Below are 12,843 nucleotides of genomic sequence, written 5' to 3'. Positions count from 1 at the left end.
TGGGTCAAAATTCGATGCAAATCCGGGGGGTTAGTGGGTCAATTTTGGATGCAAATCAACACCATGAGCGCACTTGAAAAAGTAGCATGGTATTTTTTCTTGGCCCTGACATTCCAAAGAACAGTACCATGTTTTATACCATTGAAAAAGTTTGCTTGGAGGTGCCAGAGAGTGCCAGTCGTTGCTAGACAAAAAGGAGAATAACTCTATTTTTATAGTGTTTTCATGAGATTTATTGCTTGCAGGTGCCAGCCAGTGCCAGACGTGGAATCATTTCCCACTCTATTATCAATAAGCCATTTTTATCTTTTATTATCAATGGCTTATTTTCCTACGAATCAGTAATACCATGAAAAATACCATGCTCAGAAATTTCTTGAAAATAATTTCATTTTTTTACTGATAGCCCCACTCAACAGGGTCAGAACCAGCCAAACCGGGTAAAAAAACCACCAACCCTGTGGAGACGCCCATCCCCGCTACTGTCGGCAAAAAGGTCAAATGCTGGCACTGGCTATTTTACCGTATCTCTCCCGACACCGCCTAAAGAGATTCCAGTCCTCCTCGATGAGCCTGCCGAAATTCTCAGGACGAGAGCCGGGAGTTCATTGCGCACCAATGATACTATCGTGCCCTCGAAAAACAGCGGGAACAGCCTTAAATGCGCGAACAACTGGAGCGATATCAAGTCTGGCTTTATCTTCTAGCCATCCTGGCCGGCATGGCCATCGGCTGGATGTCACCAGAGCAGACCCGTCATTGGGAAGCGCTGCTTTGGCCCGCACTGGGCGTTCTCCTGTACACCACTTTCACTCAGGTACCACTGATACATCTCAGATCAGCATTTCGTGATCGCCGCTTTCTGGCCGCTTTGCTGACGGGTAATTTTATCCTGGTGCCCATCATCATAGGCGTTCTGTTGCTGCTATTACCGGAAGATCCCGCCATTCGCCTCGGTGTGCTACTGGTACTGCTGGTACCCTGTACGGACTGGTTTATCAGTTTTACCCATCTTGGCGGCGGGGACGGGGCCCGAGCCATCACGGCCGCACCTATTCTTTTGCTGGTCCAGCTCATTTTGCTGCCCGTTTATATCTGGCTCTTCATGGGCAATATCGCCATTGAACTGGCCGTTGGCAGCCACTTGCTGCCAGCTTTCTTTGGATTGATTGTCACCCCGCTGATCCTGGCCTGGTTAACCGAACGATTAACCGAAAACCACCAACGAGCGCAAACACTGGTGGACTGGCTTGGGTGGCTGCCCGTGCCATTGCTGGCGCTGGTGGTGTTTCTGATTGCCGGCTCCCAGGTCAGCCTGGTGATCGACAATGGCGCCCTGCTGTGGTCAGCGCTTGTGGTTTTTGTGCTTTACCTGATTGCCGCCGCCATTATCGGCAAGGGGCTCAGTGAGCTATTCGGGTTCACGCCCACTATCGGTCGCACCCTCACCTTCAGCTTTGGTACCCGCAACTCCTTCGTCATGCTGCCGCTGGCGCTGTCACTGCCGGAGCCCTGGCGTGCCGCCATCGTTGTCATCGTCTTCCAATCCCTGGTCGAGTTGTTCGGCATGGTCGCGTATCTGCGCTGGCTGCCGCGTCTGATCAAGAATACCCACTGAGCCAGACAATAAGCGGCATGATCGAGGAACTTTCTCTGAACATCACCCCCGGATTTTGACGCGACAATAGCCCAAGTTGATTGAATCCCCCTAGTAAATTATAGTGTGCGCTCATTTCTACTCGGCTCGCTTGATAATCGAATGGCAAAAAACTGGACGCTAATACTGTTTGCGGTATTGATGGTAGTGCAATCACTATCCATCGCCGCTGATGTATTGCCTATCCATTCGGATCACCAACCCCATGAGTTGGCGGATATGTCCGGGGGCGACGGTTCAACCCAAGCGACAGACCCGTCACCGGGATCAGACCACAACACACCGCCCGGCCATTGCCACTCCTGTCATTGCCATGGCTCTCATATGCTGCTGTCCATGCAGCTGCCCACGCTGCCGACTGCCTCTTCCAACCAGGTCGCACTACTCTATACCGTCGACCACCCGTCTCCCCCCATCGCTGCGATACTCCGACCGCCCATAGCCTAACCTCACTTTCCGGTCATCGACCGGCACCAGGATTTTTCAAAAATCTTTACGTGAGGTAATTCATGTCCATGCTATTCCGTTTGCGTCCGGATTCAGGCCGGAGCCTGATAATCCGGACAACGCGCCTGCTGATTTGCGGCGCGCTGCTAAGCCTGTCCGGGCTTATCCAGGCCGCCGACCGCGACCCGGCAACACTGACCCTATCCGAGGCCTTCGCCCGGGTGCTCAGTGACAATCCCGAATTGGCAATGTATCCCTACGATATTCGCGCGGCCGAGGCGCGGGCCCTCCAAGCCGGGTTTCGACCCAACCCCCAGGTCTCCCTCGAGGTCGAGAATATTGCCGGCAATGGCGAGTTCTCGGGCACCGACGCCATGGAAACCACCCTGGCGCTCAGCCAAATCATCGAGATGGGCGGCAAGCGCTCGCTGCGCGGGGATGTTGGCCAATGGCGCCGTCAAACCCTTGAGCGCGACTATGAACTGGCCCGCCTCGACGCACTATCTGCGGCGGCCAGCCGTTACCTGGAAGTGGCGCAAACCCAGCGCCTGCTGGCTTTTGCCCGGCAAGTCGTGGACTTTACCAGCGCGGCAGAAAAGGTCGCCCAAAGGCGGTTTGACGCTGGCAGCGCCAGCCGGGCCGAACTCAGCCGTGCCCGCACGGATCTGATGCAGGCCAAGCTGGCGGTGAGCAATCTCACCGTGCGCCTGGGCAATGCCAAGCGGCGCCTGGCGAGCCTGTGGGGGGAAACCTCGGCGGATTTTAGCGGCGTCGAGGCCGAACTCTTTGCCCTGGCGCCAACGCCTGAGTTTGCCAGCGTCCAGCGACAGTTGGAACAGGCGCCGCAGCTGCAACAGTTTATGACCCTGGAAAGACTGCGCCAAGCCGAACTGGACCTGGCCATTGCCCGGGGCCGGCAGGACATTGAAGTCGGCGCGGGTATCAGACGTGTCGAGGGAACCGGCGATACCGGTCTGGTTTTTTCGTTTTCCATGCCCCTTGGCGTCTCTAACCGCAACCAGGGCAACATCAGGGCCGCGCGGGAAAACCTGACAAAACTGGATCTCGAACAGAAGGCTACCCGGACAAAGGTTTTCACGGAACTGCGCAATGCCTTCGCCCAACTGGAACAGGCCCGCGAGCGAGTTACCCTGTTGCGTAAGCAGATACTGCCCGAGGCCCAACAGGCACTGATGCTGATTCAGGAAGGCTACGGCGACGGGCGATTTTCCTATCTGGAACTGGTGGAAGCCCGGCGTCAGCTGCTGTCCTTCGAAACCGAGGCCGTTGCCGCCGCCACCGATTTTCACCAGACCCTTATCACCCTGGAGACCTTGACCGGCCAGCCGCTTACGGGGGAGCGCCAGTCACTCTACCCCACTGAAGCAATCAATGATTTCCGGTCCGATCTGCGCCTACCCACGCTGGGCAGCATCGATGATGAAGGGTCTCTTTCGCCACAGGATGAATCACAATGAACAAGTTACTGAATTATTTAATGGGCGGCCTCCTGCTAGCCGCCATGGTATCTCAAAGCACAATCGCCGCCCCATCAGATCAAGCCGCTCACACCGAAGAAGGCGCTCAGCACGCAGATGAAAAGCAACACTCGGAAGAGGAACATGCCGGGGAAGATCACGCTGAGGATGAAGGCGACCTTGCCAAAGAAGACGCGCATGAAGGTCATGAGGAGGAAGAGCCCGAACTGACCTTTAGCGCCGAGCTGCTACGCGATTTTGGCGGTGAAATCGCCACCGCTGAAGCCGGTGTGATTCGCCAACAGGTTTCGCTGCCCGGCGAGGTGAAGCTCAACGAGGAGGCTGTGGCCCATATCACACCCCGGTTTTCAGCCAAGATCGTCGAGGTACAAGCCAAAACCGGTGACCGGGTCAAGGCCGGTGATGTCCTTGCCGTGGCCGAAAGTTCCGAAACTCTGTCCCGCTTTCAGCTGAAATCCTTGATCGACGGCGTGGTCATCAAACGCCACGTCACCCTGGGAGAACACCTGGCGCCCGACGATACCGCTTTTGTCGTCGCGAACCTGTCCACCCTGTGGGTGGATATCGCCCTCTATCCCAAGCAGGTACCGCTGGTAAATACAGGGCAGCCGGTGCGAATCACCACCAGCCATGGCCCCACACCCGTGGAGACCAGCCTGGACTATGTGGCGCCGCTGGTAGACGAGGCCACCCGCACAGGCTTGGCGCGGGTCTTCCTGGCCAATCCTGACAATGATTGGAAGCCGGGCATGTTCATTGAAGGCCAGATTACACTGGGAGAGTTTCCTGCAGAGGTGGTGGCACCCAGAACCGCCGTTATCGACCTGGAGGGCCAACCCACGATATTCGTTCAGCACGACGGCAGCTGGGAACCCCGCCCGGTTACGCTGGGTCGCGGGGACAGCGACGCGGTGGAGATCCTGACGGGCCTCGACGCGGGTGAACGCTATGTGGCCAAAGGTGGATTCGTGCTCAAGGCCCAGCTGCAAAAAAGCGAATTCGAATCCGGTCACAACCACTAATCGCGGGAGAACAGTATGCAAACTCTTATTCGTTTTGCGCTGGAGAACCGACTGTTAGTGGTCGTGATCTCTCTGGCGATGCTTATCGGCGGTTACTTCGCCTATCGCACCCTGCCGGTCGACGCCTACCCGGATATTTCACCGGCGTTGGTACAGGTTTTTGTGGAAACCGAAGGCCTGGCACCGGAGGAGGTGGAGAAATACGTCACCTATCCCATCGAAAGCGCCATGAACGGCCTGCCGCAACTGGATCATGTGCGGTCGATCTCCAACTTCGGCTTGTCGGTGGTCAATATCTACTTCGAGGATGGCACTGATATTTACTTCGCCCGCCAGTTGGTGGGGGAACGGCTGCAGGTGGCCCGGGAGGCGATTCCCGACGGCTTCGGCGAACCGGTGATGGGCCCCATCACGACAGGACTCGGCCAGATTCTGTTCTACGTACTGGAGGATACCAGTGGGCAATACAGCAACACCGAGCTGCGGGAAATTCAGGACTGGATCGTCAAGTTCAACCTGCAGACGGTGAAAGGCGTTACGGAAGTTCTTTCCATCGGCGGTGAGGTCAAGCAGTTTCAGGTGCGTATCGACCCCGACGCGCTGATCCGCTACGACGTATCGCTGCCCGACATCAAGGAGCGCATCGAGGCCAACAATGCCAACGCCGGGGCGCAGTTCATCGTCAAAAACGACGAGGAGTACATCGTCCGCTCCGTAGGGCTCGCAACCGATCTTGAAGCGCTGCGCAATATCGTGGTGAAAACCATCGACGGCACCCCCGTCTACCTGCACCAGTTGGGCGAGCTGGACATCGGCGGCGAAATCCGCCGCGGACTCACCACCAAGGACGGAGAAGGCGAAGTGGTCGTGGGCATGGTATTGAAGCTGATCGGCAGCAATACCTCCCAGGTGATCGGCGCCGTCAAGGAGGAGCTGGCCACCATCAACGCCAACCTGCCCGAAGGCGTCGAGGTGCAGCCCTATTACGACCAGGCGACACTGGTCAAGGCGGCGGTGAGCACGGTGATCAACGCCCTGTTGCAGGGGATTATTCTGGTGGCCCTGGTGCTGTTGGCCTTTATGGGCGGCCTGCGGCCCAGCCTGGTGGTGGCGCTGTCGATTCCGTTCTCCGTCGGCTTCACCTTCCTCGCCATGAAATTCTTCGATATCTCCGCCAACCTGATGTCGCTGGGCGGGATTGCCATCGCCATCGGCATGATGGTGGATGGCGCGGTGGTTGTGGTGGAGAATATCGACCGGATGTTGCGGGAATCCTCCCCGGACGAATCACGCCTGCATCTGGTGGCGCGGGCCTGCCAGTCAGTAGCGCGCCCGATTCTGTTTGCTATCAGTATCATCATCATTGTGTTCCTGCCGCTGTTCACCTTGCAGGGCGTGGAAGGGGCGACCTTCCGGCCACTGGCCTATACCGTAGCCGTGGCTATGCTCGGCTCGCTGTTTTTTGCCCTGATCGTGGCGCCGGTGGTCTCGTCCCTACTGATGAAGCGCCCCAAGACAGACCCTGACAAACCTCGCAAGGACATTGTCAGCCTGCTGCTGAAAGGCTACCAACCCTTGGTCCAGGCCATAGTGGCGCGCCGCTGGATTGCCGTGACCCTGGCGGCAGTGGTCCTGCTCATTGGCGTTGCCGTCGCCCCGCGGCTGGGCTCAGAATTTGTGCCCCGCTTTAATGAAGGGGATTTGCTGATCCGCGCCACCATGGCGCCGTCCATCTCGCTGGAAAAAGCCGAGACCACCATTGGCGTATTCGAGCGGCAATTGAAGGCTGCGTTTCCGGAGGTCACCCAGGTGGTGTCGCGCATTGGCCGGGGCGAAGTCGGCGCCCACGCCGATCCGGTGAACAACGCCGAGATTTTCGTCGCCCTCAAGCCCCAGGATCAATGGCAAAGCGCGGAGACGCTGGATGGCTTGTATGCGGCCATGAGCGAAAAATTCGCGGATTTCCCCGGCGCGCAATTCAACTTCACCCAACCGATCGCCGCGGCGGTGGATGAACTGCTGACCGGTACCAAGGCCGAACTGGCCGCCAAGCTGTTTGGCGATGACCTGGATGTGCTGGTGGAAAAGGCACAGGCCATCGAGCAGGTAATGCGCACCGTGCAGGGCGCCCAGGACGTTCAGCGCGATCAAATCGGCGGTACGCCGCAACTGCGCATTTCATTGAACCGGGAGGCCATTGCCCGTTATGGCCTCAATGTCAGCGACGTGCAACGTACCCTGAGCGTGGCCGTGGGCGGCAGTGAGGCCGGTCAGGTATTCGAGGGTATCCGCCGCTTTGATATCTATGTACGGCTTGAGGAGCCCGCGCGCAACCGGGCCGATGTCATCGAGCAGCTCATTATCAAGAACGCCGCCGGCCAGCGCATTCCCCTGGAGGAGCTGGCTGCCATCGAGGAAGTGGTGGGGCCGCGCCAGATCACCCGGGAAAACAATCAGCGCTTTATCACCATCCAGACCAATGTCCGCGACCGGGACATCGGTTCCTTCGTGGCCGAGGCCGATACCGCTATCAAGCAGCAAGTGGATTTGCCGCCGGGCTATTTTCTCAAATGGGGTGGGCAGTTCGAACTCCAGCAACAGGCCAACAAGCGCCTGATGATCGTCGTGCCAATCACCCTGGCGCTGGTGTTTTTGATGCTGTTTGTCAATTTCCGATCCCTGCGCAACGCCCTGTTGATCATGCTAAATATCCCGCTGGCGCTGGTGGGCGGTATCGTCGCCCTGTGGCTGAGCGGCCAGAGCCTCTCGGTACCCGCCTCGGTAGGTTTTATCGCCCTGTTTGGCATCGCCCTGGAAAATGGTCTGGTGCTGGTCAGTTACCTGAATGAACTGGTCAAGGACGGGGTGTCCATTGCCGAAGCCAGTGTGCGGGCGGCCTGCGCAAGGCTCCGGGCGGTGATCATGACCGCCGTCACTACTGCCCTAGGGCTGTTTCCGTTGCTGTTCGCCACCGGCACCGGCAGCGAGGTGCAGCGGCCACTGGCCACCGTCGTGGTCGGCGGTCTGGTGACCGCCACCATCCTGACCCTATTGGTTATACCCGCACTGTATCACTGGTTTGCCGACAAGCCCGCTGATATGAGCGAATCCCACTAACCCGGAGTGACAGTCATGCAAGAGATCAAAGCCTATATCAAACACCACAAACTGGAAGCCGTGACCCTGGCCCTGCACCGCGTGCAGGGCGTCACCGGCATGAGTGTCGCCCACGTTGTCGGCTTCGGCCGTAGCAAAGTCAATACCAGCGCCGCCAACCCGATCGATGGCGCGGGGGATTTTGTCAAGCACGTGAAAGTGGAAATCGTGTGTCACGATCGATACGTGGACGAGGTCGTCCGCGTACTGAAAAGCGAGGCGCACACCGGACTGCGCGGTGATGGTCGCATTTTTGTCAGCAACGTCAATCGTGCGATCAGAATCGAAGATGGTGCCGAGGACAGTACGGTTGTCTGAGAAAAGAACCCGCCCTCTTCAGGCGGGCGGGTTCCATTTCAGCTGTCGCTCCCTCTGCGTCTGATGATTTACCGTCAACAGGAGCTGTGGCTCATGACCTTGTACAGTCAGTTCAAGCCGTTTTGGATGGCTTTACTGGGCAAGGTCATGACAGCAAGACAAGATTATGAGTGATCCACCCAAGCATCGAAAAACTGACTCGAAGAATGCTTCAACCTTTCGAACACATCGCATCCACGCCATTAACAGTGAATGGTATTTTTTAACCCGTGAAAGTCAAAATATCGGGCCGTTTTCGATCAAAAAAGAGGCAGAAGAAGGCCTCGCGAAATTCCTGAAAACTGTCAAAAAGGATGAGTAAACAATGGCCCAAAATCCACAAAGTCGCCAAGGCACAGGCGACCAAGCACAGAGTAAGCTGAATACAGCAGATGCTTTTTTATAAACAGCCACCAACAAGGTTAACCCAATGAGTCACGAACATGTGCATATGGCCCCCGAGACCAAGGATAAACGCGTTGCTATCGCCATCTGGGCGAACGGGATCCTGACCCTGGCTCAGATTGGGGGAGGCATCTTCGCCGGCAGTCTCGCCCTTATCGCGGACGCTTTGCATAACTTCTCTGACATGGCATCACTCGTCATCGCGTTCGCGGCGCAAAAAATTGCGCGCCGCCCGGCTGACGCAAAGATGACCTTTGGCTACGGACGCATTGAAATCGTTGCAGCCCTCATCAACTACACTACCTTGATCATTATCGGGTTCTACCTGATTTACGAAGGTGGCATGCGGATCATTGATCCTCCAGAGGTAAAGGGCTGGTGGGTCGTCTGGCTCGGTGGTATCGCTCTGGTCGTGGATGCACTGACAGCGCTGCTCACCTATTCGATGCAGAAAGACAGCATCAATATCCGTGCACTGTTTCTTCACAATCTGTCGGATGCACTCGCGTCGGTCGCCGTGGTCATTGGCGGGACTCTTATTTTACTCTACGACATGCGCTGGGTTGATCCTGCCATCACCATCGGCATCGCGGGCTACATTCTCTACCTGGGTCTGACAGAAATCGGCGGCACCATCAGAACACTCATGCTGGGTAGCCCGGTGGATATCGATACCGATGCCGTCATTGTTGCCCTGTCCAACATCGAAGGCGTTATCGATCTTCATCACGTGCATTTTTGGCAGATGGGCGAACACGATGCCTCGCTGGAGGCCCATGTGATTATCAAGGAAAGTGCATGGGATCAGCTTGAGAGCATCAAGTACAGGATAAAACAGGCTCTGGCGCAGGAATTCAACATCAGTCATTCAACACTGGAATTCGAACACCCAGACCACGTGCACAAGGATGCCCACACCTATGGGCACGGTTGACAGAAAATTCTCCATAAGCATCGGCGAGAGCGACGACTATTTTAATAGGCCGCCCAGGCGCGGAATTTTGCCGGCATGAATCCGAGCAGCGAGAAAGGACCAGAGACTAATAGCGCAGTTTCAGAATGCGCCGGGCGCCATTCAGCACAATCAGCCCGATAATCAGACCAATGACCAGGTCGGGATAACGGGAACCCGTCCAGGCGACCAGTACACTGGCGAGGATATTCGCCCGTTATCGAAAACGTAATCCTCATATCTAATGTCCGTTTCCAAGCACTTCGCTGGAATCAGTAAGAAGCCTAGTCAGGCGCAAACCATTCGCTCGAAGCAATTGCCCAACCGCGTCTACCTGCAAACCCCATATCTCGGCAAGCTCGACTGCCACAGTGGCAGCTTCCCACGGCATCACAGACGCACCACGAACTTTGGCGAATGGCCCATCACTTTCAGGAACCACACGATCTTGGGGCATTTGACCAGCTAATTTCCGACCATTGGCGGAAGCCAACATTGCAGGCCCAACGCTGAACCAACAGCCCATCTCCTTGGCTCGGGAAAGTTGCGAAGGTGAATCGGTAAACCAGTGGAGGACAGCTACCCCAAAACCCGAATGGGCTTCAAGTAAACCCAGCACTTCCTTTGCAGACGATCGAGAGTGAATACTAAGGACGCGCCCCCCGAGAGTTACACTATGCTGCAGAACTGACTGAAAAATGTTCTTCTGAAGTTCAAAGTACTGTTTGTACCGCGGAGATCCGTCAAGGCCAACTTCGCCAACCCCCGAACACACTTCCATCTGAGAAAGCAGCAAATCCAACTCGCCGAACTTCTTATCTGCCACTTCTGGGTGAAGACCAGGAGAAATAAAGACTCGCTCTGAGGCTGGAAGGACTTTTGATGTTGCTGCGAAAGCTCTCGGGCTGGTGGTGACCAACCAAACAAAGTCAACCCGCTCCAATGCTTCCGAATAAACGTTTCGGGCATTTGGATAAAGATCCAAGTGGCAATGAAAGTCCATCAGATTATGCCATCCCTGCGAAGCACAACAGCAAGCTCTATTAATCCCTGTTCAATAACACGGCGGTATTGAGGCCGATCCACCTGAGAAGCAAACGATAACGTGGCCCCCAGAAAAGAATCGATGCCTTGTTGCTCAGAGGAAAGAACTGCGCAAGCCACGGCCATAGGATCATCCGCCTTTGTCTTACCTGCGGAAGATAAAGACGGAAATTTGTAATGTGTTGTATCAACTTGCCCCCAATGCTGGATGGCCGCCTTGCGAACCATACATGGCACACAACGTCCACAGTGCGTGCGATTGTAGGTACGAAAACGACCACAGCTTGTTGTGTCACAAGCATGTCTTTTCAACATTGACTGATCAGCGCATTCTTCCAGCATCTCCCCTTTGGTTTTAAATCGGTAGGGCATGAGTAGACTGGCTTTAATATTCAGACCTACCAACAACTCCTGAAGCATGGACATGAATAGCGGGTAGGTAGTTCGGGTACTAAAACTGGCCATCCTTCCCGGCAATAAAGGCGGGTTGATGCTGATGAACCCATTTTCCGCCACAAGGATCTCTGTTTTCTCCATTGGCAGCAGCGATGTCGCAAGCACCGCCAGGCCATAGAAGGCCATTGAACGAGCTCTTGTGGATGTCTCTTTCTTACCTTTGAATACAACGCGGTGGCTCCACTGCTGATGCCATTCGCCACCACCAAGGTCATTGGCATATTTAATTTGTCGGGCTGAATCTTCAAAAGCGAGTTGTGATACAAAGATTGGCTTACGACCTTGCGCTACAGCATCGATCCCCCCTATCAGGCTATCGAGGCCGCCTGAAAGTAAAGCAACACAGTCACGATCGCAAAACCGGCGCTGGCCGTTGGGTGGAACAGGGCCACCTGCTGAGAATTGCAACGTCCAAAAATCGCCTGTCAATACACGCAACATCTTCTCGACAAGCTGACGATTGGCCTCCCATGGCGCGGGGTCATTGAGTGTGATATCCAGCTCAATCTGGCGTGTCCATCCATCGGCGCTTTCCTTGCGGAGAACGGACACATCGGCCGCATAGACAGCAAAGCAAAAAAGTACAAAATCCCACACTGGAACCGACGGGGCATAACCTTGCTTTTCCAACTGTCGAATCCAGCCATGGGCTATACGGCCAACTCCCGGCTGCGATGACGACTCCAAGAATGTAAATGCCAGCGCACCTGAAGGCAGAGAGTCTGGCAACGCATCAACACTCGAACAAATAATTTTCATGATTCAGCAAACACCGTCAGTGCATCTTGAAGAGCGGCATTCGCAATCTCCCTCATCGCTCGTGGTGCACCTCCGGCACGAGCCTTTTGCATCGATCGATTGACAACCACCATTACGTAATCGAGAACCTGCCCCAAGCGATTCTGCACGAGCTGGGGCGCATATTTCAGCTTTTCAAATACCTGACCAAGCTCAAGCTGAACCCGGTTATAAACATCAAAAGCCACCGTGTAAGCCATCAAGTTGGCGATTTGATCGTCCGTCAAATTAAAGATATCGGCGTTCGGTTCCACTTCGTAGAGATGTGCAATAGCATGATCCATGGAGTGTCTGGCTGAATCCTCGTCAACACTCCCTCCCGTTGGAATCAATTTCTGCACGACTTCGAGTGCGGTTTCCTTGGCAGAAAGTCCGCGCTGCTTTATTGAATCGACCCAAGTATTAATGCTTGGATCAGAACCGTCGCGAGCGGTGGCAAGAAATCCACCCAAAGACGATGCGGCAATTGCGCTAGTCCGCATTCGACTCGCGGCTCTGGACGATCCTCCCATGCCCTTCTTCACAAAGCTTGAAACACCTCGGCGCAGGTCGGAGCTGCTACCAGACCGTACAAACCCGGTCAATGCACCACGAGCTTGTTGATACCGTCCTGGCGGAGCTTTGGCAGGGCCGGCAGGTGGTGTCGTCGGATTCTGATTATCCTCCNGTACAAGGAGTGATAGACGTGGCTTTAGTCAGTGTAATTCGCCGTTGGCACCTGCGGGATCAGATGCCGATTCGGGAGATCGCCCGCCGCACCGGGCTGTCCAGAAACACCGTGCGCAAATATCTCGCCAGTGCTTGCCTGGAGCCGGTTTACCCGGCGCGCAAGTCGCCCAGCAAGCTGGATGATTACGAGGAGACGCTTACCAACTGGTTGTTCCGGGAGTCGCGCCGGCACCGCAAACAGCGGCGCACCGTGAAGCAGCTGTACCGGGATCTGCTCACTCTGGGCTACACCGGTTCCTATGACCGGGTGGCCGCCTTTGCTCGCCAGTGGCGACAGGATCAGCAGGAAGCCCGGTTGCTGGCCGCCAAGCGGACCTATGT

The 12,843-nt window shown here is 55.9% G+C and carries 12 protein-coding genes; 9 read left to right on the top strand and 3 right to left on the bottom strand.

Features of this window, described 5'->3' with window-relative positions:
• The 8 genes from ACYVGS_RS09145 to ACYVGS_RS09110 all read left to right on the top strand — a co-directional run.
• On the top strand, positions 1 to 204 hold a 204-nt coding region (locus ACYVGS_RS09145; RefSeq protein ID WP_460588372.1), incomplete at its 5' end, for a hypothetical protein.
• 457 nt (positions 205 to 661) lie between these two features.
• On the top strand, positions 662 to 1,618 hold the full coding sequence (locus ACYVGS_RS09140) for an arsenic resistance protein (RefSeq protein ID WP_460588371.1): 957 nt from the start codon (positions 662 to 664) through the stop codon (positions 1,616 to 1,618).
• 548 nt (positions 1,619 to 2,166) lie between these two features.
• Entirely contained in the window at positions 2,167 to 3,582 is a 1,416-nt protein-coding gene (locus tag ACYVGS_RS09135) for a TolC family protein (protein ID WP_460588370.1), read from the top strand.
• On the top strand, positions 3,579 to 4,625 hold the full coding sequence (locus ACYVGS_RS09130; protein ID WP_460588369.1) for an efflux RND transporter periplasmic adaptor subunit: 1,047 nt from the start codon (positions 3,579 to 3,581) through the stop codon (positions 4,623 to 4,625). Before ACYVGS_RS09135 ends, ACYVGS_RS09130 begins: the two co-directional genes overlap by 4 nt.
• A gap of 15 nt (positions 4,626 to 4,640) precedes the next feature.
• Positions 4,641 to 7,742 (top strand): efflux RND transporter permease subunit, encoded by a 3,102-nt coding sequence (locus ACYVGS_RS09125; protein ID WP_273682272.1) that lies wholly within the window; start codon positions 4,641 to 4,643, stop codon positions 7,740 to 7,742.
• Positions 7,743 to 7,757: 15 nt separating this feature from the next.
• Positions 7,758 to 8,099 carry a P-II family nitrogen regulator gene (locus ACYVGS_RS09120; RefSeq protein ID WP_273682273.1) on the top strand — a complete coding sequence of 114 codons (342 nt, stop codon included), beginning with the start codon at positions 7,758 to 7,760 and terminating at the stop codon, positions 8,097 to 8,099.
• 166 nt (positions 8,100 to 8,265) lie between these two features.
• Positions 8,266 to 8,460 (top strand): DUF6316 family protein, encoded by a 195-nt coding sequence (locus tag ACYVGS_RS09115; protein ID WP_273682274.1) that lies wholly within the window; start codon positions 8,266 to 8,268, stop codon positions 8,458 to 8,460.
• A gap of 108 nt (positions 8,461 to 8,568) precedes the next feature.
• Positions 8,569 to 9,477 carry a cation diffusion facilitator family transporter gene (locus ACYVGS_RS09110; RefSeq protein ID WP_273682275.1) on the top strand — a complete coding sequence of 303 codons (909 nt, stop codon included), beginning with the start codon at positions 8,569 to 8,571 and terminating at the stop codon, positions 9,475 to 9,477.
• Positions 9,478 to 9,736: 259 nt separating this feature from the next.
• On the opposite strand, the gene qatD is transcribed toward ACYVGS_RS09110, so the two are convergent.
• Genes qatD through qatB form a run of 3 tightly spaced genes read right to left on the bottom strand, consistent with a single transcriptional unit; the run spans position 9,737 to position 12,317 of the window.
• On the bottom strand, positions 9,737 to 10,498 hold the full coding sequence (gene qatD, locus ACYVGS_RS09105; protein ID WP_460588368.1) for a Qat anti-phage system TatD family nuclease QatD: 762 nt from the start codon (positions 10,496 to 10,498) through the stop codon (positions 9,737 to 9,739).
• Positions 10,498 to 11,754, bottom strand: coding sequence for a Qat anti-phage system QueC-like protein QatC (gene qatC / locus ACYVGS_RS09100; RefSeq protein WP_460588367.1), 1,257 nt, complete (start codon positions 11,752 to 11,754; stop codon positions 10,498 to 10,500). The genes qatD and qatC overlap by 1 nt, the downstream gene beginning before the upstream one ends.
• On the bottom strand, positions 11,751 to 12,317 hold the full coding sequence (gene qatB / locus ACYVGS_RS09095; RefSeq protein WP_460588366.1) for a Qat anti-phage system associated protein QatB: 567 nt from the start codon (positions 12,315 to 12,317) through the stop codon (positions 11,751 to 11,753). Before qatB ends, qatC begins: the two co-directional genes overlap by 4 nt.
• Positions 12,318 to 12,469: 152 nt before the next feature.
• On the opposite strand from qatB, the gene ACYVGS_RS09090 reads away from it, so the two are divergent.
• Positions 12,470 to 12,843, top strand: a 374-nt coding sequence (locus ACYVGS_RS09090; RefSeq protein ID WP_460588373.1) for a helix-turn-helix domain-containing protein, incomplete at its 3' end; no start/stop codon positions are given.

It is taken from the genome of Haliea atlantica, assembly GCF_054779855.1.
This window is presented reverse-complemented; position numbering and strand designations above follow the sequence as displayed.